Source organism: Mycolicibacter virginiensis (assembly GCF_022374935.2).
GTDB lineage: Bacteria > Actinomycetota > Actinomycetes > Mycobacteriales > Mycobacteriaceae > Mycobacterium > Mycobacterium virginiense.
Window position 1 is genome coordinate 3,779,036 of sequence record NZ_CP092430.2, and the last position, 22,017, is coordinate 3,801,052.

23 protein-coding genes are annotated in these 22,017 nt (G+C 67.1%); 5 read left to right on the forward strand and 18 right to left on the reverse strand.

What is annotated here, in order from left to right; all coding sequences use genetic code 11:
- Positions 1-9: 9 nt before the first annotated feature.
- Positions 10-1,542: an IMP dehydrogenase gene (gene guaB, locus MJO54_RS18365; protein ID WP_064890237.1), complete on the reverse strand. Its 1,533-nt coding sequence runs from the start codon at positions 1,540-1,542 to the stop codon at positions 10-12.
- 198 nt (positions 1,543-1,740) lie between these two features.
- Between guaB and MJO54_RS18370 the strand changes: the two genes are divergently transcribed.
- A complete protein-coding gene (locus tag MJO54_RS18370; protein WP_024440345.1) occupies positions 1,741-2,145 on the forward strand; it encodes a DUF5319 domain-containing protein in 405 nt (134 codons plus the stop codon).
- Here MJO54_RS18370 and MJO54_RS18375 read toward each other — a convergent pair whose 3' ends face one another.
- On the reverse strand, positions 2,146-2,955 hold the full coding sequence (locus MJO54_RS18375) for a hypothetical protein (RefSeq protein ID WP_240175288.1): 810 nt from the start codon (positions 2,953-2,955) through the stop codon (positions 2,146-2,148).
- Positions 2,956-3,212: 257 nt separating this feature from the next.
- On the opposite strand from MJO54_RS18375, the gene MJO54_RS18380 reads away from it, so the two are divergent.
- Entirely contained in the window at positions 3,213-3,503 is a 291-nt protein-coding gene (locus MJO54_RS18380) for a WhiB family transcriptional regulator (RefSeq protein WP_046189106.1), read from the forward strand.
- A gap of 244 nt (positions 3,504-3,747) precedes the next feature.
- Positions 3,748-4,059, forward strand: coding sequence for a DUF732 domain-containing protein (locus MJO54_RS18385; protein ID WP_046285245.1), 312 nt, complete (start codon positions 3,748-3,750; stop codon positions 4,057-4,059).
- A gap of 100 nt (positions 4,060-4,159) precedes the next feature.
- On the opposite strand, the gene MJO54_RS18390 is transcribed toward MJO54_RS18385, so the two are convergent.
- The gene (locus tag MJO54_RS18390; protein WP_434085414.1) at positions 4,160-5,008 is read right to left on the reverse strand and encodes an NAD(P)-dependent oxidoreductase; all 849 of its coding nucleotides are present in this window, start codon (positions 5,006-5,008) and stop codon (positions 4,160-4,162) included.
- Positions 5,009-5,043: 35 nt separating this feature from the next.
- A complete protein-coding gene (locus MJO54_RS18395) occupies positions 5,044-5,424 on the reverse strand; it encodes a carboxymuconolactone decarboxylase family protein (protein ID WP_046285237.1) in 381 nt (126 codons plus the stop codon).
- A 153-nt stretch (positions 5,425-5,577) separates the two neighbouring features.
- On the opposite strand from MJO54_RS18395, the gene MJO54_RS18400 reads away from it, so the two are divergent.
- Positions 5,578-6,519: a PE-PPE domain-containing protein gene (locus MJO54_RS18400; protein ID WP_064890241.1), complete on the forward strand. Its 942-nt coding sequence runs from the start codon at positions 5,578-5,580 to the stop codon at positions 6,517-6,519.
- Positions 6,520-6,558: 39 nt separating this feature from the next.
- Here the strand turns inward: MJO54_RS18400 and MJO54_RS18405 are convergent, their stop codons facing one another.
- The 3 genes from MJO54_RS18405 to MJO54_RS18415 all read right to left on the reverse strand — a co-directional run bounded on the left by MJO54_RS18405 (position 6,559) and on the right by MJO54_RS18415 (position 8,270).
- On the reverse strand, positions 6,559-6,837 hold the full coding sequence (locus tag MJO54_RS18405) for a hypothetical protein (protein ID WP_046285239.1): 279 nt from the start codon (positions 6,835-6,837) through the stop codon (positions 6,559-6,561).
- A gap of 12 nt (positions 6,838-6,849) precedes the next feature.
- Positions 6,850-7,149, reverse strand: coding sequence for a GlsB/YeaQ/YmgE family stress response membrane protein (locus tag MJO54_RS18410; RefSeq protein ID WP_064890243.1), 300 nt, complete (start codon positions 7,147-7,149; stop codon positions 6,850-6,852).
- A 155-nt stretch (positions 7,150-7,304) separates the two neighbouring features.
- Complete coding sequence (locus tag MJO54_RS18415; protein WP_065152951.1) at positions 7,305-8,270, reverse strand: oxygenase MpaB family protein; 966 nt, start codon at positions 8,268-8,270, stop codon at positions 7,305-7,307.
- Between the two features lie 151 nt (positions 8,271-8,421).
- Between MJO54_RS18415 and MJO54_RS18420 the strand changes: the two genes are divergently transcribed.
- Positions 8,422-8,991: a TetR/AcrR family transcriptional regulator gene (locus MJO54_RS18420; RefSeq protein WP_064890247.1), complete on the forward strand. Its 570-nt coding sequence runs from the start codon at positions 8,422-8,424 to the stop codon at positions 8,989-8,991.
- Here MJO54_RS18420 and MJO54_RS18425 read toward each other — a convergent pair.
- The 11 genes from MJO54_RS18425 to MJO54_RS18475 all read right to left on the reverse strand — a co-directional run bounded on the left by MJO54_RS18425 (position 8,988) and on the right by MJO54_RS18475 (position 21,986).
- Entirely contained in the window at positions 8,988-10,088 is a 1,101-nt protein-coding gene (locus tag MJO54_RS18425; RefSeq protein WP_046285243.1) for a ferritin-like domain-containing protein, read from the reverse strand. The two genes, MJO54_RS18420 and MJO54_RS18425, sit on opposite strands and share 4 nt — an antisense overlap.
- Positions 10,089-10,245: 157 nt before the next feature.
- Positions 10,246-11,445: an IS30 family transposase gene (locus tag MJO54_RS18430; protein WP_165604537.1), complete on the reverse strand. Its 1,200-nt coding sequence runs from the start codon at positions 11,443-11,445 to the stop codon at positions 10,246-10,248.
- 448 nt (positions 11,446-11,893) lie between these two features.
- Positions 11,894-13,516 carry a chaperonin GroEL gene (gene groL, locus MJO54_RS18435; RefSeq protein WP_046286722.1) on the reverse strand — a complete coding sequence of 541 codons (1,623 nt, stop codon included), beginning with the start codon at positions 13,514-13,516 and terminating at the stop codon, positions 11,894-11,896.
- Positions 13,517-13,607: 91 nt separating this feature from the next.
- On the reverse strand, positions 13,608-13,910 hold the full coding sequence (gene groES / locus MJO54_RS18440; protein WP_046286723.1) for a co-chaperone GroES: 303 nt from the start codon (positions 13,908-13,910) through the stop codon (positions 13,608-13,610).
- Between the two features lie 272 nt (positions 13,911-14,182).
- Positions 14,183-15,226, reverse strand: a complete 1,044-nt coding sequence (tsaD, locus tag MJO54_RS18445) for a tRNA (adenosine(37)-N6)-threonylcarbamoyltransferase complex transferase subunit TsaD (protein ID WP_046286724.1) — start codon at positions 15,224-15,226, stop codon at positions 14,183-14,185.
- A 49-nt stretch (positions 15,227-15,275) separates the two neighbouring features.
- Positions 15,276-16,352, reverse strand: coding sequence for a bifunctional tRNA (adenosine(37)-N6)-threonylcarbamoyltransferase complex dimerization subunit type 1 TsaB/ribosomal protein alanine acetyltransferase RimI (locus MJO54_RS18450; protein ID WP_046286728.1), 1,077 nt, complete (start codon positions 16,350-16,352; stop codon positions 15,276-15,278).
- Positions 16,349-16,810, reverse strand: coding sequence for a tRNA (adenosine(37)-N6)-threonylcarbamoyltransferase complex ATPase subunit type 1 TsaE (tsaE, locus tag MJO54_RS18455; RefSeq protein WP_046286725.1), 462 nt, complete (start codon positions 16,808-16,810; stop codon positions 16,349-16,351). Before tsaE ends, MJO54_RS18450 begins: the two co-directional genes overlap by 4 nt.
- Positions 16,803-17,897, reverse strand: coding sequence for an alpha/beta fold hydrolase (locus MJO54_RS18460; protein WP_046286726.1), 1,095 nt, complete (start codon positions 17,895-17,897; stop codon positions 16,803-16,805). Before MJO54_RS18460 ends, tsaE begins: the two co-directional genes overlap by 8 nt.
- Positions 17,887-19,041 carry an alanine racemase gene (gene alr / locus MJO54_RS18465; RefSeq protein WP_082108457.1) on the reverse strand — a complete coding sequence of 385 codons (1,155 nt, stop codon included), beginning with the start codon at positions 19,039-19,041 and terminating at the stop codon, positions 17,887-17,889. The genes MJO54_RS18460 and alr overlap by 11 nt, the downstream gene beginning before the upstream one ends.
- 122 nt (positions 19,042-19,163) lie before the next feature.
- The gene (gene gad, locus MJO54_RS18470; RefSeq protein ID WP_046285576.1) at positions 19,164-20,552 is read right to left on the reverse strand and encodes a glutamate decarboxylase; all 1,389 of its coding nucleotides are present in this window, start codon (positions 20,550-20,552) and stop codon (positions 19,164-19,166) included.
- Positions 20,553-20,564: 12 nt separating this feature from the next.
- On the reverse strand, positions 20,565-21,986 hold the full coding sequence (locus tag MJO54_RS18475; protein ID WP_046285577.1) for an NAD(P)H-hydrate dehydratase: 1,422 nt from the start codon (positions 21,984-21,986) through the stop codon (positions 20,565-20,567).
- Positions 21,987-22,017: the final 31 nt, after the last annotated feature.

Consider the following 22,017-nt stretch of genomic DNA (forward strand, 5'->3'; position numbering starts at 1 on the left):
AACGCCTGCTCAGCGGACGTAGTAGTTGGGGGCTTCGACAGTCATGGTGATGTCGTGCGGGTGGCTTTCCTTCAGACCCGCCGCGGTGATGCGCACGAACTGTGCCTGCTGCAGCTGCTCGATGGTGGCCGATCCGGTGTAGCCCATCGCCGCCCGCAGCCCGCCGGTGAGCTGGTGGATGACCGTGCTCAACGGGCCCCGGAACGGCACCCGGCCCTCGATGCCCTCGGGTACCAGCTTGTCCTCGGAGAGCGCGTCGTCCTGGAAGTAGCGGTCCTTGGAGTAGGACTTGGCTCCGCCGCGGCCTTGCATGGCGCCCAGCGATCCCATCCCGCGGTAGCTCTTGAACTGCTTGCCGTTGACGAAGATCAGCTCACCGGGCGACTCGGCGGTGCCGGCCAACAGTGAACCCAGCATCGTCGTCGAGGCGCCGGCGGCCAGCGCCTTGGCGATGTCTCCGGAGTACTGCAGTCCACCGTCGGCGATCACCGGCACACCGGCCGGGGCACACACGGCGACGGCCTCCATGATGGCGGTGATCTGCGGAGCGCCCACCCCGGCGACCACCCGGGTGGTGCAGATCGAGCCGGGGCCCACCCCGACCTTCACCGCGTCGGCGCCGGCCTCGACCAGTGCCGCGGCGCCGCTTCGGGTGGCCACGTTGCCGCCGACCACATCGACCCGCTCCCCCACTTCGGCTTTGAGCTTGCCCACCATGTCCAGCACCCCGCGGTTGTGAGCATGCGCGGTGTCCACGATCAGCACATCCACCCCGGCGTCCACCAGCGTCATCGCCCGGATCCAGGCGTCGTCGCCAACACCCACCGCGGCGCCGACCAGCAGCCGGCCGTCGCTGTCCTTGGTGGCCAGCGGGTGCTGCTCGGTCTTGACGAAGTCCTTGACGGTGATCAGCCCGGTCAGCTTGCCGTGGCCGTCGACGATCGGCAGTTTCTCGATCTTGTGGCGGCGCAGCAGGCCCAGTGCAGCGTCGGCGGAGACGCCCTCCTGCGCGGTGATCAGCGGCGTCTTGGTCATCACCTCGGCGACCGGCTTGTTCTGGTCGACCTCGAAGCGCATGTCCCGGTTGGTGATGATGCCAACAAGTTGGCCCAGGGAGTCCACTACCGGCAACCCGGAGATCCGGAAGCGAGCGCACAGCGCGTCCACCTCGGCCAGGGTGTTCTCCGGCGTACAGGTGACCGGGTCGGTGACCATCCCGGCTTCGGACCGCTTGACGGTCTCGACCTGGCCGGCCTGCTCGGTGACGGGCAGATTGCGGTGCAGCACGCCCATGCCGCCAGCGCGGGCCATCGCGATCGCCATCCGGGCTTCGGTGACCGTGTCCATCGCGGAGCTGACCAGCGGCACCTTGAGCGCGATGTTGCGCGTGAGCCGACTCGCGGTGTCGGCGGTGGCCGGCACCACGTCGGATGCTGCCGGAAGCAGCAGGACGTCATCGAAGGTCAGCCCCAACATCGCGATCTTGGGCGACTGTCCGTCGAGCGCGCCACCGGCGTATACCGCATCGTCTTGCGGGCCCATGGCATCAATCATCGGAGCGCTGACCTCTGTTTTGGACAACCAACGGCCATCTGGGAGCCTCCACTACAAAGCCGGGGTGAAAAGTCCATCCTAATCGCGGCGCACAGCCGCTTTCGCCCGCCACCACCCTTGACCTTCGGGCGGGCCGCTGGACCCACCGCTGGCGTTCTGTCATGGCGACTGCGTACCCTGATGGGCGTGCGTGACCACCTGCCACCCGGTTTGCCGCCCGACCCGTTCGCCGACGATCCGCATGACCCGTCTGCCGCACTGGACGCCGTCGAACCGGGCCAGCCGCTGGACCCGCAGGAACGGACCGCAGTCGAGGCTGACCTCGCCGATCTGGCGGTCTACGAAGCGTTACTGGCGCACAGGGGAATTCGCGGCCTGGTGGTGTGCTGCGACGACTGCCAGCAGGACCATTACCACGACTGGGACATGTTGCGCGCCAACCTGCTGCAGCTGCTCATCGACGGCACCGTCCGGCCGCACGAGCCGGCCTACGACCCGGAACCGGACAGTTACGTGACGTGGGATTACTGCCGCGGTTACGCCGATGCGTCGCTCAACGGGGCGACCTCGGAAGCCGACGGCTACCGCTGATCAGGGGCGCTGCCAGGTTCCGCCGCGGTGGACCACCAGCTGTGCGGCCTCATCACGCAGACCGCGTAATTCTTCAGCCGTATAGGTAGTGCTGGCTGCGCCGTTCAAATCGGCCAACATGCACGCCAGCGCCCATTGCAGCGGAATCAGCCCCAGCCGGCCGGTGTCCTGCAGTGCGGCTTCGGCCACTGCGCCCGCTCGATCGAGGTTCCCCGCACAGCACAGCGCACCGGCCAGCACCACCTGACTTTTCACCCGGTGTCGCACCATAGCGTCGCTCACGAGCTCGCATGCCTGCTCGGCATGACGCACCGCGGCGGCTCCGTCGCCGGTGACCATCGCCAATTCTGCGGTCACCCAATGCCGGCGGACCACCAGGCGCGGCGGTGCGGTGGCCGGCTCCGGTTCGGCTCGGGCCAGCAGTGCCGCCGATGCCGCGAAACGCCCGATCCCCAGCGCGTCGGCGGCCAGTCCGACCAGCGCATCGGCACGGGCCTCAAGGTCGACTTCACGCTCATTGAGGGCCAGCGCCAGCGCCCGGCCGTCGAAGCCGCGGGCCAAATCGTGCCCGCCGAGTTGGCGCAAGAACGAGCCCCGGGTGCTGTATGCCAGGGAGGCCAGCGGTCCGGCCGGCACCTCGCGCACCAACGCCGCCAGATCGGCGGCGGCGCTGGCGTAGCGTCCCTGTCCCCCAGCCGCGACGGCACGCAGCCACCGCTGGCGGGGATTGGTCGCCTCGGGCAGGGGCCAGCGGCCGGGTTCATCGCCGAACGCGGCAGCTACTAGGACGGCATTTGGGTCGTCAATCATCGCTGGGCGACGTTACGCGGTACCGCCTTTGCATAACCACTCCACAGAATGCGGAATAACATCCACTCTCACGGAAACTCCACCCGTTTAGGCCAGCCTTTCTTAACCATCGCGTTGGTTTTACTTCAGATCGTTTAGTTACCGTCCCTTCGGCGCCGGAAGTCAGCCGGCGCTGTTTTACGCGCACCACCTGAGATACCGCTCGACAAGCCGCATCCCAAAGATCCGGCCCCAACAGCGTTTTGAGAGGGGTTCCCATGCCACAGGTTGAGCAATTGCCCGGCCGCAACGCGGACGTATGGGATTGGCAGCTCCGGGGAGCATGTCGAGGGGTCGACTCATCGGTGTTCTTCCCGCCCGACGGCGAGCGCGGCCGCGCCCGGGCCCAGCGCGAGCAGAACGCCAAGAAGTGGTGCCGCAGTTGCCCGGTGCTGGAGCAGTGCCGGACGCACGCACTCGCCGTAGGTGAGCCCTATGGCATCTGGGGCGGCATGTCCGAAGCCGAGCGGCACGCCGCGTTGCGCTGCAACCTGCGCCCCAGCGGCTGATTACTTCCCGACCGGCCGCGGCGTCACATCCGCGGCCCGTGGGCACCCTGAGCAGCCCCCGGTTAGCCGGGGGCTGTTCGCTCACTCCACCCCCGGCGGCACGACCGTTACGTGCAGCAACGGTCGCTTCGCTGGGTTGAGCGCGGATCGCTCGGTTCTGGCGCCCACCGGCCAGTTGCGCCATTACGCTTCTCTTTCGGCAGCCCGCGGGGGTTGCGAGGGCAAGAAGAGCAAGGAGAGCGCCGTGAAAAAGCACCTGCTATTCGCCACCATCGCAGCAGGGTTCGCCGTGGGCTTGATCGGCGCACCCATCGCGAGCGCAGACGACGAGGGATTCCTCAACGAACTGCGGTCCAATGGGTTTCCGGGCCTGACGCTGGGAGACCAGCAGTTGCCCGACGGCGTGGTGGTGGCCAACGGTTGGATGGCCTGCAACCGACTGCGTCTGGGCGAGAAGCCCGAACAGACGCTGGCCCAGGTGAACCCGAACGATGCCGACAAGGGCCGCATGCTGATCAATGCCGCGCAGCATCACCTGTGCCCCGACACCCTCTGACAGCGTCCAAGCCGTACGCGCGGTGACATCGCAAGACAGGGCTGTCTGGCGGCCAGCAGCGGACTGTTCCAGAGCGTGTTCGACTCTGCGCTGCCGTTCTTCAACGACTTCTACTGATCGCCTCCACGGTGACGCCCGCGGCTTTCTCCAACACTTTGACGATGGAGGTGAAGTCGGACTCGGGGCCCCGTTCCCGCAGCGTGGACTCCCACATGGCGGCCACTGTGTCGGCCAGTTCCCGCGGCAGGCCGAGCACTTGCGCTTCGTCGAGGTAGAGCCGGATGTCCTTGACCATCAGGCCGGTGGCGAACCCGTAGTCGAAGGTGCGCGGCAGCACGGCTTTGGGGAACTTGTCTCGGCTGGCGTGTGTTCCTCCCGAGCCGGCATTGAGTACGTCGAGCATCACCTGCGGATCGAGGCCGGCCTTGACGCCCATCACCATGACCTCGGCGGTGGCGGCCAGTGTGGTGGCCGCCATCAGGTTGTTCACCAGTTTCATCGTCTGTGCCGTACCGGGCTTCTCGTCGACGAAGAACGGGCGTCCGAGTTCGCGCAACACCGGCCCGGCGGTCTCGAACGCTGCCCGCGGCCCCGACACCATGATGGCCAGGGTGCCCTGCTTGGCCCCGCCGACGCCGCCACTGACCGGTGCGTCCAGCGCCGCGATCCCGTTGGCAGCCAGAGTGACGTGATTGCGCTGCGCCACTGCACTTCCCACCGTCGACAGGTCGATGAACAGCGTGACCTTCGTGCCGGCGGCCACCTCGTCGGTCACCGCCGCCGACGCCTGTGGTGACGGCAGACTGGCCAACACGATCTCGGCACGATCGGCGACCTCCCGCGGCGAAGACGTGCCCTGTGCGCCGAACCCCATTGCGCGCTCGACCACTTCACGACGGCTGTCGCAGACCACCAGCTCGTGGCCGGCATCGACCAGCCGACTGGCCATGGGAGACCCCATGTTGCCTAGGCCGATGAAGCCGATCACTGCTGCTTCTCGTACTCGACGAACACCTCACGAGCGATCCGGAAGCTGTCCACCGCGGCCGGGACGCCGGCGTAGATCGCCACCTGCATGAAGACCTCGCGGATCTCGTCACGTGTGACGCCGTTGGTGAGCGCGCCCTTGACGTGGGTGCGCAGTTCGTTGGGCCGGTTGAGCGTCGCGATCATGGCCAGGTTGAGCATGCTGCGGATCTTGTGCGACAGGCCGTCACGCCCCCATACCGCGCCCCAGCAATACTCCGTGACCAGGTCCTGGAACGGTTTCGAGAAGTCGTCTCCGTGCTCGGCGTTGGCGACATAGGCACTGCCCAGCACCTCGGTGCGGATCTCCCGACCGCGGTCGTAGGTCTGTTGATCCATGGGATTCTCCTTCTCGCAGCGGTGAGAATATTAGACTTCAAAAATGAGAATGTGATATTCATATGCCATACACAGCGGGGGGTTCTCATGGCTCAGGTGATACTGCGCAGGGGCAGAAGTGCTAAAACTGTCGGCCGCCTGGCCACCGTCGGCATGGTTCTCGCTGCGTCCGGCGCGGCGATCATCCAACCCGTCGGGATCCTGCTCGCCGAGGCGGCCCTGCTGGCCACCACCGGTCCCCTTGCTGGCAGCCAGACCGCACTGATCCTCGGCGGAACCGGCCAGCCGACGCCGTCACCGGAGTATGCACGCTCCGCAGAAGAGCTGTACCTCAACGCGCTGGGCTTCAACGGCGGCTCGACCGGCTCGATGGTCTGCCACATGGACGGCACCGACCCGTGCAGTGCCCCGCTACAGGTGCTGACGACACCCGAGCTGTTCCAGCAGAGCAGCCTTGCCGACGCAACAGCGCTCGTCCTGGCCGTGGAGAAGGAATTCGACGCAAACCCAGGAGCATTCGACGCCGACCACCCGCTGACAATCTTCGGCTACTCGCAGAGCGCCACCGCCGGGTCGATGGCCATGGCCCAACTCGCCGCGTACGGAATCCCCAGCGATGCACTGCATTTCGTATTCATCGGCAATCCCTCCAACCCGGACGGCGTCTGGCAACACCTGGAAGCTGCCATGGACGCGACACTGGGCACCCAGTTCACCGACGCCTTCCTCAGCTTCACCGGTATGGATGACAGCATCGGCAGCTCTACCCCGAATGACCTGTACCCCACCACCATCTACAGCCTGCCCACCGACCCGGTGGCCAACTTCGTGGACTCCTACGCCGAAAACGGCCTGTGGGGCGCGCTGCTGAACATCTTCGGGCCGCACGTGGAGTACTTGGGTCTGACCCCAGAGCAGATCGCCGACGCCACCACCATCACCGATGGCCTGCTGACCTACGTCAACATCAACGACGACGACATCAACGGCTTCGACGCCTGGCTCAACGCGCTGTTGTTCAACGGGGTCGCAAACAGCGATCCGCTCCAGAGCCTGTGGGACTCGCTGGTGCTGCTGTTCACCAATTCGTACTGAGCTCAGCCGGAATTATCCGGCCCGAACTGCGCTGCGCCCTCAGCCGTGCGGCGCCTCGGATATCTTGCTGTCCGGCTTGCCCAGCGTCTTGCAGTAGGTCGACACCGACAGACGGGTCGCCGAGATCTCCAGACTCGATGGGTCGGCACCGCTCTTGTCTTTGAGCATCTTGGTGATTTCGTCGTCCTGCTTCTTCTCGTCCTGGTCGACGAAATCCTGGCACTTGGTGTCGCCGCCGGTGTTGATCACCTGCGAGGCCGAGCACCCACTGGAAAGCAGCACCCCCAGCGCAAGGGCGGCAAACACAACGCTTTTCATCCTCGTCACCCCTTACGCCTCGCGCCCGAAGAGGCGCAGCAGCCAGAGCAGGATCATCGCACCCAGGATTGCGGTGAACAAGGTGAACCACCAGCCGCCGCTCGCCGTGTCGACGACGAAGCTGAGCAGGAATCCGCCGATCAACGCTCCGACGACACCCACGACGACGTCGGCGAGCAGCCCATATTTGGTCTTCATGGCCATACCCGCGATCCAGCCGGCAATAGCGCCGATCACGATGTAGCCGATCCACCCCACACTGGTCAACGTTGTGGAACGGGCCAGGAATTCGGTGGCCGCCACTGCGTTCATGGTGATCTCCTTTTCGACACCCTTAGCGCCGCCCCGGTCAGCGCCGCGGGAGATTCATACCCGTTCTACGCGGCGGCTAATCACAATCGCTGACTGCTCACCACTGAGCCGAAAAATGAATTGATAACCGATGCAATGGATTCGCTGGATCTGAGTTATCCCGAGCCCTTCGGCAGGTGGTAGGCAAACGACTTCTCCTGGCGCTGCTTCATCTTCTCCAGGCACTGGTGGTGCTTGCGGGCGTGGTAGGCCAGCGGGAAATAGGTGAGCCGGTCGGGCAGCACCCGGTAGGCGATCCGAATGGCGGTGTAGATGCGGGTGAGCTGGCGTTCCTCGTCGGCGCTCCAGGTGACACCGAGCTTCTCCCGGAGCCGCGGGTCCAGCAGCCCGACCACCGACAGATAGTTGAACCGCAGGGCCGGTCGTAGCGCGCCTTGCACCAGCGGCGCCAACAGTTTCGGCACCGTGGGCGGCAGCTCGACCTTTCCGGACTGTAGATCGGCGATCAACTGCAGCGCCTGCGGCGTACCACGCAGGGTGTCGACCATCCGCTCGTAGTAGTCGGCCATCTCCTGCTGCGACTCGGGATAACCACGCATCGGCACGTGCAGCAGTCGAGCCAGCCGGCGGTTGTCGCGCAGCAGTTCTTCCTTTTCGGCGCCGGTGAATTCGCGGCCGATCATCAAACGCCCCGCCTGGGCATTGATGATGTAGCCGGTGGCGATCACCCACTGATAGGACTCCGGGTGCAGCGCGCTGATCTGCTTGCCGGTTTCGGCACTTTTCATGGTGATCGGCTTGTGCAGTGCGCGAACACGATCACCTTCGGCTTTGGCCTCGGTTCCGCCATAGGTCCAGCGCAGCACCGAGTCGACCGACCGGATCGCCCGGCCGCCCGGGTCACCGTGGAAGGCCGCGGAGTAGCGGCCGGTGACCTCGGCGATGACCGGATGCATGGCCTGCATCATGAACGCCGCGCCCTCCAGGATCAGGAAGGTCCATCGTCCGGTGTGCTCGGCGGTCAGCGATTCCGGCGGAATGAGTTCGATCTGCTCGAGGTCGTCGATCTCCTCGAGATCCTGGGCGGGCTGGTGAGCCTCGAGATCGGGTGTAGAAGTCATCGGCTTCCCCTTCGTCCCTTGCCATCTGATGCTGGCGCCGACGCTAATGTGCACGTACGGTCGCATACAAGTCGCGTTAGGAGATCATGTGAACGCACATAGCCCCAGTTCACGGCGTCGCAAGTCACCACAGCAGACGCGTTCCCGTGAGATGGTCGCAAAAATAGTGACGTCGACGGCGTGGCTACTGCATCGGCATCCGCCCGAGCAGATCACCACCAATCTGATCGCCGAGAAGGCGGATATCAGCAAGGGATCGATCTATCAGTACTTCGCGAACAAGGAGCAGATCATCGACGCCGCGGTGGAGCGGCTGGCCGCCGAACAGGCGCCCGCGATCGAGGACATGCTGCGGGCGATCACGTTGGACCGGCCGGCCTCAGCGATGGAAGCATCGATCGACATCCTCATCGACTACACGATCACCAACCGTCGGCTGATTCGCTACCTCGCCCAACGGCCGGATCATCTGCGCGCGTTCGAGAACGTCTCCGGGCTCAACGCCACCTTGTTGGCCATGACCACACTGCACATGAGTCACTACCGCAGCCAATACCGCGACGAACTGAGCCCGAGCGCTCTGGCTTGGCTGTTCTTCAACATGGCCGTGGCAACGACCATGCGCTACATCGAGTCCGACGACCCGATCTCGCTCGACGAACTGCGGGCCGGGCTGAAATTCGCTTCGGCCGGACTGCTGGCGCCCAGCCCGTTGGGTTAGCTCGAGCCCGCCGCGATCACCTCGTTGACCTCTACGGCCCGCTCGGCCATCTCGGCGTGTGCCCGGTCCAGGGCTTCGGCTTGGTCCTCGTCGGCTTTCATCAGCGCGTCGATGTTGAATCCGGCCATGTCGAGCACACCCATGTCCCGGAACGCCTTCTGCACCTTGGGCCCCCACAACCCGATGTCCTTGACGATCGGCACAATGCGGCTGAACAGGTGTGAGCGGAACTGGGTCATCAACGGCGACGCGTCGACCCACTGCGCACACTCGGTGACGTTCAGGCCGAGGGTCTCAAACACCTCTTCGCCCCGGAACCGGTCGCGCATCAGGTAGCAGGCGTCCACGACGAACTCTTCACGCTCGTCGCGCTCCGCCTCGGTCAGCGCAGAGTAGTAGTCCTTCAAGGAGATTCGACCGAACGCGACGTGGCGGGCCTCGTCCTGCATGACGTAGGCCAATATCTGCTTGGCCAGCGAGCCCTCCGCCGACACGTCACGCAGCACGCCGAACGCGGCAAGCGCAAGCCCCTCGATGAGGACTTGCATGCCCAGATAGGGCATATCCCAACGAGAGTCACGCAGGGTGTCGCCCAACAACGCAGTCAAGTGCTTGTTCACCGGGTAGACCATCTCGGCCTTGTCCTGCAAGAACCGTGAGAACGCCTCGACGTGGCGGGCCTCGTCCATGGTTTGGGTGGCCGCGTAGAACTTCGCGTCCAGGTCCGGAACGACCTCGACGATCTTGGCCGCGCACACCATCGCCCCCTGCTCGCCGTGCAGAAACTGCGAGAACTGCCAGGACTGATGGTGCTGGCGCATCTCGGCGCGACGCTTGTCGTCTGCGGCGTCCCACATCGGGCTGCCGAACAGGGGATGGAAGTCGTCAGGGAGCCCGAGCGGATTCATCGGGTCGACATCTTGGTCCCAATCGATACGCAACTGGGCATCCCACTGCTTGTCCTTGCCCTTTTGGTACAGCGACAGAAGCCGGGCCCGGCCGTCGTCGTACTCCCAGGTGAAGCACGCGTCGCCGGCACTGGGGACCTGCCAGGAATCGGACGCAGGAACCTGCGTGTATTTGTCCTTCGTGGTCATGAGCTGCCGCCTTTTACCGGGTGTGACCAGTGGTCTTATGACGTGTATCACACTGCGCCGCGGGCGGCGGCGCGTCAAGCATCGGCGCCAAAACCGAACACACGAAAACACCCCCGGCCCAAATGGCGGTTTCTAGGGGTCGTCGCAACACTGCTGGTTAGTTGGCCAGTAGTAGATCACGCAGGCGCTCGGCTGGGGTATCCCAGCCGAGCGTTTTGCGTGGGCGGCTGTTGAGCTCTTGGGCGACGTGTTCGAGGTCTTCGGGTCCGTAGATGCTCAGGTCGGTTCCTTTGGGGAAGTACTGCCGCAGCAGTCCGTTGGTGTTCTCGTTGCTGCCACGCTGCCAGGGGCTGGCCGGATCGCAGAAATAGACGGCCATGTCGGTGGCCATGCTGAACTGCTTGTGCCCGGCCATCTCGGCGCCTTGGTCCCAGGTCAGTGACCCCCGCAGATGTGCCGGCAGGGTGCTCATAGTTGCGATCAGTGCATCGCGCACGGTCTCGGCGTCATGCCCGCCCGGTAGGTGCAGCAGCATCGTGTAGCGCGTCGTTCGCTCGACGAGGGTGCCGATCGCGGTCTGGTTCTTCTCCCCGGTGATCAGATCGCCTTCCCAATGCCCGGGGATCGCACGGTCTTCGACTTCGGCGGGGCGGTCGCTGATCATCACCATCGGGTCGGTGAACCGCTGATAGCGTTCGCCGTCTTTGCGGTGCGGTTTACGTCTCGTTCGTCCGGTCCGAAGTGCTTGCTGCACTTCTCGTTTCAAGCCACCTCGGGCCTGGAAGTAGAGGGCCTGGTAGATCGTTTCGTGGCTCACCCACATGCTCTCGTCGTCGGGATGATCCCGGCGCAGGCGGCGCGAGATCTGCTCCGGTGAGAGCTTGCGCGATAAGCCTTCCTCGACCGCCTCCCGCAGGACCGTGTTCACCACCAGTTTGGACCCCTTGGGCCGCGCCCGGGCCGCCACTGCCACACGATCGGCCTGATACGGCAGGTATCGGCCATCAATGCTGTGTCTGCGGACCTCCCGCGAGACGGTGGAGACGTTCTTGCCGATCCGGTCGGCGATCGCCCGCAGCGAATCCCTCCCGAGCAGGCCCTCGGCGATCGCTACCCGATCCTCGATCGACAGATACCGGCCGTCAATCGCCGGCGGCCCGGTGTCATCGCAGGTCACACTGGTCACAGGCTGTTTGTAGACGGTGCCGTGGTTGTAGTCCACGACCCGGCCATCGGGATAGATCCGCGTGTTGTTGACGTGGCGAATCCCCTGGCGCCAGTCCCGCGCGGTCCGTACGTTCACACCGACCTCACGAGCTGCCTGCGCGGTTGACCAGCCGGCCGCGAGCAGCTCCATGCAACGACGTTTGGCCTCGTCCTTGCCCTTCGGCGGGATCTTCTCGGTGGTGACCAGACCCTCGACGACCAATATTCGACGCGCCACCGAATGCGATACCCGACAGGCTTTTGCCGCCTGATTGATCGAGCCCGTCTTGTCGAATACGGCCACGATGATGTCCCGATCGGCAACCCCACGCTGATCACCACGCTTGCCAGGACCCCGGGCCTGCCCGGCCGGCCGGCCGATGGCCCGCAGAATCGCATAGCACCGGTCACGGGACAGGCCGACCGCGACCGCAGCCTCCTTAACCGGAACCCCAGCATCGACCAACTTCGCTAGCTGGTCACCGAACCGCGCACAGTCCTCCAAAAACGACATGGTCGCCGCAACCTCTCAATCGAGAGTGTTGCGACGACCATGTGAACCCGCCAATGGGACCGGGGGTGCTTTTCGTGCGGACTGACTAGTGAGCGTGCCCGTGATGCCCGTGGCCGGCGTGCGCGTCGACCTCGACGGGCTTGTCGACCACAGCGGTCTCGGTGGTCAGCACCATCCGCGCCACCGACGCGGCGTTGAGCACCGCCGACCGGGTCACCTTGACCGGGTCGATGACACCGTCGGCAGCCAGGTCACCGTAGGACAGCGTGGCGGCGTTGAAGCCCTGCCCGGCCGGCAACTCGGCGACCTTGCTGGTCACCACGGCACCGTCCACGCCGGCGTTGGTGGCGATCCAGTACAGCGGTGCGCTCAGCGCGGCGGCGAACACCTCCACGCCCTGCTTCTCGTCGCCGGTCAGCGAGGACTGCAGCCCCGACAACGCCGCACGGGCCTGCACCAGCGCCGCGCCACCGCCAGTGACGATGCCCTCCTCCACTGCAGCCTTGGCCGCCGCCACCGCGTCTTCGACCCGGTGCTTGCGCTCCTTGAGCGCGGTCTCGGTGGCTGCGCCGACCTTGATCACCGCCACGCCGCCGGCCAACTTCGCCAGCCGCTCCTCGAGCTTTTCGCGATCCCAGTCGGAGTCGGTCGCCTCGATCTCGGCGCGCAGCTGCTTGACCCGTCCTGCGATGGCCTCGGCAGTCCCGGCGCCGTCGACGATCACGGTGTCGTCCTTGCTGACCACCACCCGGCGGGCCGTGCCCAACACGTCCAGGCCGGCCTCGCGCAGTGTCAGGCCGACGTCGGGGTTGATCACCTGGGCGCCAGTGACGATCGCGAGGTCCTCCAGGAACGCCTTGCGACGGTCACCGAAGTAGGGCGCCTTGACGGCAACCGCCTTGAGCGTCTTGCGGATTGCGTTGACCACCAGGGTCGACAGCGGCTCGCCCTCGACGTCCTCGGCGATGATCAGCAGCGGCTTGTTCGCCTCGACGACCTTCTCCAGCAGCGGCAGCAGGTCCGGCAGCGAGCTGATCTTGTCGCGGTGCAGCAGGATCAGCGCGTCCTCGAGAACGGCTTCCTGCGAGTCGAAGTCGGTGACGAAGTAGGCCGACAGGAAACCCTTGTCGAAGCCGACACCGTCGGTGATCTCCAGCTCGGTAGACAGCGTCGAGGACTCCTCCACGCTGACCACGCCGTCGCTGCCGACCTTGGTCATCGCCTCGCCGACCAACTCACCGATCTCCTCGTCACGCGAGGACACGTTGGCCACCTGCGCGATCGATTCCTTGCCCGAGACCGGGGTGGCCGCGGCCAGCAGCGCCTCAGAGACCGCGTCGGCGGCCTTGGCGATGCCGTTGCCCAGCGCGATCGGGTTGGCGCCGGCCGCGACGTTGCGCAGCCCGCCGGAGATGATGGCCTGGGCCAGGACGGTGGCGGTGGTGGTGCCGTCGCCGGCCACGTCGTTGGTCTTGGTGGCCACCGACTTCACCAGCTGCGCGCCGAGGTTCTCGAACGGGTCTTCCAGGTCCACGTCGCGAGCCACGGTGACACCGTCCATGGTCACCGTCGGGCCGCCGAAGGACTTGGCCAGCACCACCGTGCGGCCGCGCGGACCCAGCGTCACCCGGACTGCGTCGGCGAGCTTGTTGACGCCGGCTTCCATCGCCCGGCGCGCGGCCTCGTTGAACTCAATCTGCTTGCTCATAGCTGTTTAAGCCCTTTTCTCTACGCGTGCCGCCCCGGACATCACCCGTAAAACGGGGATCTCCGGGGCGGGCACGGTGGTTGCTTTGTGGCTACTTGCCGACGATGGCCAGCACGTCGCGCGCGGACAGGATCAGGTACTCCTGGCCGCCGTACTTGATCTCGGTGCCGCCGTACTTGCTGTACACGACGACGTCACCCTCAGCGACGTCCAGCGGGATCCGCTTGCTGCCACTCTCGTCCCACCGGCCGGGGCCGACGGCGACGACAGTGCCTTCCTGCGGCTTCTCCTTGGCAGTGTCCGGAATGACCAGACCGGAAGCGGTCGTGGTCTCGGCCTCGTTGGCCTGAACGAGGATCTTGTCCTCGAGTGGCTTGATGTTCACGCTCGCCACGATTGGAGCCCTCCACATTGTCTGGATGCGACCCGGCCGATGCCGAGCCCATCGGAACGTACTTACTTAAGGTGTTCGGCATTCGTACGAGCCCTCGCGTCGTCGTCGCGGGTGCCGAGCGAGAATCCGACCGACTGCCACCTAGCACTCTATACATGAGAGTGCTAGCACTCAAGGGGACCCCGGTGCTTCCGCGGCATCGTGGCGAGCCGGCCGCGAACGCGCGTCGTCGTACCTCTGGGCCCCCTAGCTCGCCGCGACGAGGAGCGGCGTCAGCTGACCTGGCCCGCCACCACCGGCAGGCCCGGGTTGGTGGCCACATCCAGCGGCGACGGCGCAGCGCCGGCGGCGATCAGGTGTGCCGCGAACGACGCGATCATCGCCCCGTTGTCGGTGCACAACCGCAACGGCGGGATGCGCAGGGTCAAACCCGCTGCTGCACAGCGTTGCTCCGCGAGCTCGCGCAACCGGGAGTTGGCAGCAACCCCGCCGGCGATCAGCAGAGTGCCGACCCCGAGATCGGTGGCCGCGCGCACCGCCTTGGCGGTCAGCACGTCGGCGACCGACTCCTGGAAGCCAGCCGCCACGTCGGCGGGTGAGAAAGCGGCTTGCGCCCCGTGCTTTTCGATGTAGCGGGCTACCGCGGTCTTGAGCCCGGAGAAGCTGAACGTGTACGGGGCATCACGGGGGCCGGTCATTCCGCGCGGGAACACCACCGCGTCGCGGTCGCCGGTGCGGGCCAGTTCATCGAGCACTCGCCCACCCGGGTAGCCGAGTCCGAGCAGCCGGGCCACCTTGTCGTAGGCCTCCCCCGCGGCGTCGTCGACGGTGCTGCCCAGCTCGACGATCGGCTCCCCCAGCGACCGGACGTACAGCAGATGAGTGTGGCCGCCGGAGACCAGCAGGCCGACGCACTCCGGCAGCGGGCCGTGCGCGTAGACGTCGGCGGCGAGATGCCCGCCCAGGTGGTTGACGGCGTAGAACGGCACTCCCCAGGCCGCCGCGTAGGCCTTGGCCGCGGCCGCGCCCACCAGTAGCGCCCCGGCCAGTCCCGGTCCGATGGTGGCCGCCACTGCGTCCGGACGGCGGTCCCCTCCCAACCCGGCCGTCGCCAGTGCCCGGCGCATGGTGGGGCCCAACGCCTCCAGGTGTGCCCGCGATGCGATCTCGGGCACCACCCCACCGAAGCGGGTGTGCTCCTCCACACTGGAGGCCACCTCGTCGGCCAGCAGCGTCAGAGTGCCATCCGCTTCCAGACGGGTGATGCCGACACCTGTTTCGTCACAGGAGGATTCGATGGCCAGGACAATTGTCATGCGCGCCACTTCTCCTCATCGCTTCGCTCTGCATCGTCGCCGGCGCGTGTCACGACTGAGCCTCCCGTCGCATCGTGTAGGCGTCGGCACCATTGCGGTAGTAGCGCTTACGCAGTCCGGTCTCGACGAAGCCGACGTCGCGGTAGAGCGCGATCGCCGGAGCGTTGTCGGTCCGGACCTCCAGGTACACCACGCCCCCGTCGGCGTAGTCCAGCAGGTCGGTGAGTAGCCGCCGCCCGATGCCGCGGCCCTGATGGGCCTTGTCCACCCCGATGGTGTGCACTTCGTATTCGAACGGTGCGGTGCGCCCCAACCGCGCGATTCCGCCGTAGCCCACCACGGCATCGCCGATCCGGGCGGCGACGTAATGGTTGTCTCCCGCAGCGATCGCCCGGCTGAACGCTTCGGCCGGCCATGGGTCGTCGCCGCCGAACAGTTGGGCTTCCAATTCGGCGCAGCGCACCGCATCGCTGTCCTCCAGTGCGCCCAGCGTCACCGGCACCGCGGCCGTCGCCGCCGGTTTGGCGTCGGGGCGGCGCAGGTACAGCGGGACCAGCGATTCCGGCGTCGTATTCCAATCCCGCACTGCGGCAACCAGTCCGGCCGGAGTCGGGTAGGTGATGGCGAGAACCGGCAGGTCGAACAGCTCGGTATGCGCGGGCGAGCCGGCGACCGCGACGGCATCGGCGGGGTCGACGTCGGCCGGGGCACACACCGCGGGGCCGGCGACCCGGGCGCCGTCGCGATAACGCGCCCAGTAGACCTCCCGACGGCGCGCGTCGGTGACCACCAGCACCGGGCCCGTGGTGCGCACACCGATCGCGTCCAGGCTGCACACGCCGTAGACCGGGATGCCTAGGGCGTGACCGTAGGCGGCGGCACTGGCCATCCCGACCCGCAGGCCGGTGAACGGTCCCGGCCCGCAACCCACTACCACCGCAGTCAGATCGGCCATGCTCACGCCGGCATCGGCCAACGCCCCCAGCACGTTGGGGGTCAGCCGCTCGGCGTGAGCCCGGGCGTCGGGGGTGACCCGTTCGGCCAGCACGGTGCGCCGGTCAGCGGCCACAATGCCCGCCGTGACGGCCGGGGTGGCGGTGTCGATGGTCAGAATCACTTCGGTCACGGCGCGCACCACCGCCAGGTCGCAGTGCGCATCTCGGAGTCCGCGGCGCGGTCCAGCCGAACATCGAGGTGCCGTTCCGAGAGCCGCTCGGCCAGGCCTTCACCCCACTCCACCACGACGACGGCGTCGTCGAGTTCAGTGTCCAGGTCCAACGAGTCCAACTCGGCCAGCAGGTCCAGGCCCGACTCGTCGAGCAGCCGGTAGAGGTCGACGTGGATCATCGCCGGGCTGTCGGGCCGGCGGGCCCGATGCTCGCGGGCCAACACGTACGTCGGCGAGGTCACCGGACCGTCGACATCGAGTGCCGCTGCGATCCCCTTGGCCAACACGGTTTTTCCGGCGCCCAGCGGTCCCGACAGCACCACCACGTCGCCGGCGCGCAGCTGTTCACCCAGCCGAGCTCCCAGCGCAACGGTGTCCTCGGCGGTGGCCAAGGTCGCCTCCTGCGGATCAGCCACTGCGCCCGGCCTTTCGGCGCAACCGGTGAGTCAGCATGCCACGGCGCGGGGTGGCGCGCTCCACCAGTCGAACCAGCGCCTCGTCGATGACATCGGGTTCCTCCAACTGCACCAGATGCCCGGCCCCGGGCACGATCACCAGCTCACAATCCCACAAGGTGGCCGCCATCGCCCGCGAGTACCCCGGCGGGGTGAGCAGATCCTGGTCGCCACAGGCGACCAGCGTAGGGATCTTGGCCAGCGTCGGCAGCGCGGCACTCTCGTCATGAACTTCCAGGGCGTGCAAAAAGCCCACCATGGTGGCGACCGGGGTGGAGTGCATCATCTCCTCGGAGTAGGCCACCACACTCGGGCTGATCTGGTCGGTGCCGTAGGAGGCGGCCCGCAGAATCGGTGCGATCACCCCACGCGCCGCGCCGCGGCCGCGGTGCACCAACTTCGGCGCGTAGCGCACACTGAACTGCACGGCCTCCAGCGCCGGGTTACGCAGTATCTGGCCCAGCGGGGACCGCGAAACACCTTTGGCTGCCGACGATATCAACGCCGCACCGACGATCCGGCTGCCGTAGCGCTGGGGAAACTGCCGAGCGTGCGCGAGTACCGTCATGCCGCCCATCGAATGCCCGACCAGCACTATCGGGCCGCGCGGCACGGCCGCCCGCAGCACCGCCTCCAGATCCTGGCCGAGTCGCGGCACGGTGTAGGTCCCCGGCGGGGCGACACTGGAATCGCCGTGCCCGCGCTGGTCGTAGAAGACCATGCGCACCTGATCACCCCACTCGGCGGCCAGCCGCGCCCGCTGAAAGTGGAACGAGCCCATCCGCAGGCAGAATCCGTGCGCGAACACCACGGTCAACGGGGCGTTACGCGGACCGGTGTCGCGCACCGCCAGTTCGACACCGTCGTCGGTGACCACCACCGAGCTGTGGTCGTGGTCGAGGATCTCGAAATCCTCGTCGGCGTAAGCGTCATCGGCGGTGGTGCGTCGTGTCACCGACCGGGCGATGGTGCTTCCGGCGATGGTGCCGACGGCAGCCAGACCTGCCATCCCCGCCAACCAGCCGCCGGCTCGCCGCTTACCCGCCATCGGCGCCCCGATATGTCCGGGCGACCCGCCCGCGCGGGCTGTTGACCACCTCGTAGTGGATGGTTCCCAACGCGTCGGCCCAATCCTGGGCCAACGGTTCGCCGTCGGCTCCGGACCCGAACAGGATGACCTCGTCACCCTCGGTGACGTCGACGGGGCCAGGGCCCAGATCGACCACGAACTGGTCCATGCACACTCGGCCCACGCTGCGCCGACGCCGGCCGTTGATCAACACGTCGAACCGTCCGCTCAGCGGTCGGAACACTCCGTCGGCGTAGCCCATCGGCACCAACGCCACGGTGGTGTCGACCGGGGCGACCCAGGTGTGACCGTAAGAGACCGCCTCCCCGGCTTTGATCGGTCGAACCAGCACCACAAGCGATTTCAGCGTCATCGCCGGAATCAGGCCCATGTCACCACGTTCGGGGATCGGGCTCAGGCCATACATCGCTATTCCGGGCCGAACCATGTCGAACGCCAGATCGGGACGGGTCATGGCACCGGCTGAGTTGGCCAGGTGAGCGACCGGGAACTTCAAACCCTGCTCGCGTGCCACGTTCAGAAGATCGGAAAAGCGTTGGGCTTGAACGTCGTTGACCGGGTTGGACGTCTCGTCGGCGCAGGCCAGGTGCGACATCAGGCCGCGCACCCGGATCGCGTCGTCGGCGACAGCCCGCTGCAGTGCGCTCACCAGTACCAAGAAATCGGCGGCGCCCACCCCGTTGCGGTTCATGCCGGTGTCGGCCTTGACCGTGACGGTCGCAGTCCGTCCGGTACGTCCCACCGCGTCGAGCAGCTCGTCCAGCTGCGACACCGAGGAAACCGCGATCTGTACGTCGGCGGCCAACGCGGGAGCGAAGTCGGTGCGGGGCCCGTGCAGCCACGCCAGCACGGGTGCGGTGATGCCGGCCGCCCGCAAGCTGAGGGCCTCGTCGACGGTGGCCACCCCGAGTTCGGCTGCGCCGGCGGCCAGCGCCGCACGGGCCACTGGGACCGCGCCGTGGCCGTAACCGTCTGCCTTGACTACAGCCATCACCCCGGCGGTGCCGGCGTGTTCGTCCAGCACCCGCACGTTGTGGGCAATGGCGTCCAGGTCCACCAGCGCTTGCGCGAGCAGGCCGGACGTTCGGGATATGGCAGTCATGTCAGCCTCGATTGTCCCAGAACCTCCCAAAACGGCCCGCCGGATCGCCCAGTGTGCGGTTTGATCGGCCTCAAAGCCGTTTTGCGACCGAGAACACACACTCGGCCGCAGCGCCCGCCTGATCAGTGCGAAAAGTGCTGCTGATCGTCGTAATGGCCCGCGGGCTTGACCCGGTCCAGCGCGGTCACCGATTTCATGATGTCGTCGAAAAGCGCCCGGGCAAGATCCGCCGACAGCCCCTCGCGGACCACGACGCGCAGCACCGCGACGTCCTCGGCGCCCTCCGGCATGGTGTAGGCCGGCACCTGCCAGCCGAAGGTGCGCAACTCGTGGGACACGTCGAACTCGGTGTAGCCGCGCTCGCCGGCCAGCCGGCAGCTCACCACCGGGATCGCCGAACCGTCGCTGATCACCTCGAAATGCTCCGAAGCGGCCAACTGATGCGACAACCAGCGGGCGGTGTCGGACAGGGTCCGCATCACCTCGGTGTAGCCGGCGCGGCCCAGCCTCAGGAAGTTGTAGTACTGGCCGACGACCTGGTTGCCCGGCCGGGAGAAGTTCAGCGTGAACGTCGGCATGTCCCCGCCCAGGTAGTTGACCCGGAACACCAGCTCCTCGGGCAGGTAGTCGGCGCTGCGCCACACCACGAAACCGATGCCCGGATAGGTCAGGCCGTACTTGTGGCCGCTGACGTTGATCGAGACCACCCGCGGCAGCCGGAAATCCCACTTGAGGCCCGGGTGCAAGAACGGCACCACGAATCCGCCGCTGGCGGCGTCCACGTGCACCGGCACGTCCGGCCCTCCGCCGTCGGCCAGATTGTCCAGTGCCGCGCAGATCGCCTCGATGGGTTCGAGCTCGCCGGTGTAGGTGGTGCCCAGGATGCCCACCACCCCGATGGTGTTCTCGTCGACGGCGTCGATCACCTGCTCGGGCGTGATCACGTAGCGGTCCTGGCCCATCGGCAGGTAGCGGGGTTCGACGTCGAAGTAGCGGCAGAACTTCTCCCACACCACCTGGACGTTGGAGCCCATCACCAGGTTCGGAGTGCGACCCTTCCAGTCGTCACCGACCTGCTGGCGCCAGCGCCACTTCATCGCCAGCCCGCCCAGCATCACCGCCTCGCTGGACCCGACGGTGGACACCCCGATCGCGCTGGCGGGGTCGTCGTCGCGCAGGTTCTCGGCGTGGAACAGGTCGGCGACCATGGACACGCAGCGCTGCTCAATGGCCGCGGTGGCCGGGTATTCGTCCTTGTCGATCATGTTCTTGTCGAACGACTCGGCCATCAGCGCCGACGCTTCGGGGTCCATCCAGGTGGTGACGAAGGTGGCCAGATTCAGCCGGGAGCTGCCGTCGAGCATCAGCTCGTCGTGGATGAAGCGGTAGGCGGTCTGCGGGTCCATCGGGTCGTCGGGCAACCGCAGCGCCGGGACCGGCGAGGTGAACATCCGGCCGGTGTAGGCCGGGGCGATGGCATGCGCCGGCACGGACGGGTGGGAATGGGTCACTGCGACTCTCCTCTATAGCTGGGCCAGGGCGGTGCGGATGTGGGCCAGGATGCGCGACGCCGACGTCGGAGTGTCGCCGGGGCCGGGGTCGGCGGCCGAGGCCGCGGCGGCGCGGGTGTGTACGAACGCGGCGGCGGCAGCGGCTTGCGCGGGCGGCAGGCCCGATGCCAACAGCGCGCCGATCATCCCGGAAAGCACGTCGCCGGAGCCCGCGGTGGCCGCCCAGGACCCGCCCGACGGGTTGAGATAGACCGGGCCGGATGGATCCGCGATGACGGTGACGTTGCCCTTGAGCAGCACGGTGGCCCCGAAGCGGTCGGCCAGCTCGCGCGCCGCGCCGACCCGGTCGGGTCCGGGCGGGTGCCCGGCCAACCGGGCGTATTCGCCGGCATGCGGGGTCAGCACCGTTGGGGCGTTGCGCTCGGCCACCAGGGCTGGGTGGGCGGCCAGGATGGTGAGCGCATCGGCGTCGACGATCACCGGCAGATCGGTGTCAAGCGCGAACCACAGTGCGGCGGCAGCCTGTTCGCCAGTGCCCAGACCCGGACCGACCGCCCAGGCCTGCACCTTCCCGGCGGCCGCCGCACTGGGTGCGGCGACCACTTCCGGCCAGTGCGAAACCACTTGGGCGTCAGCGCTTCCGGCGTAGCGCACCATCCCGGAGGTGGCGGCCACCGCTGCCCCGGCGCACAGGATCGCCGCGCCCGGGTAGGTTGCCGAGCCGGCCAGGATTCCGGTGACGCCCTGGGTGTATTTGTCGTCGCGGGGACCGGGCGCCGGCCAGCAGGCCTCGACGTCGGCTGCGGTCACAGAGTGAATGTCGGTGTCCGGCAGCTCCAGGCCGATCTCGACGAGCTCGACCCGTCCGCATTGCCCCAGTGCGTGCACCGGTTTGAGACCACCGAAGGTGACGGTGAGCGCGGCGTGCACCGCGGGACCGTCCGCCGCGCCGGTGTGCGGGTCCAGGCCGCTGGGGATGTCGACGGCCACCACCGGGATGCCTCGCGCATCGACGTCGGCGAAGATCTCGGCGGCGTGCGGCCGCAGCGGGCCGCGCCCGGAGATGCCGACCACTCCGTCGATCACCAGATCCGTTGCGGGCGGCGCGGTGTCGACGATCCGGCCGCCGGCATGTCTGAAGGCTGCGAGCCCTTTTGCGTGGGCGCGCCCAGGGTCGAGCAGGATGGCGCTGGCCGCCGCGCCGCGCCGGCGTAGGAAAGTGGCCGCCCACAGCGCGTCGCCGCCGTTGTCGCCGGAGCCCACCACCGCGCACAGGTTGCGCCCGGCTATCCCGCCGGTTCGCGCGGCCAGTTCCCCAGCGATCGCGGTCGCCAGCCCGAACGCGGCCCGGCGCATCAGCACCCCGTCGGGCAGGCTCGCCAACAGCGGTGCTTCGGCGGCGCGAATGACCTCGACGCTGTAGTAATGCCGCACTTGCCCTCCTCGCGCTGCTCGCGCTTGTCAG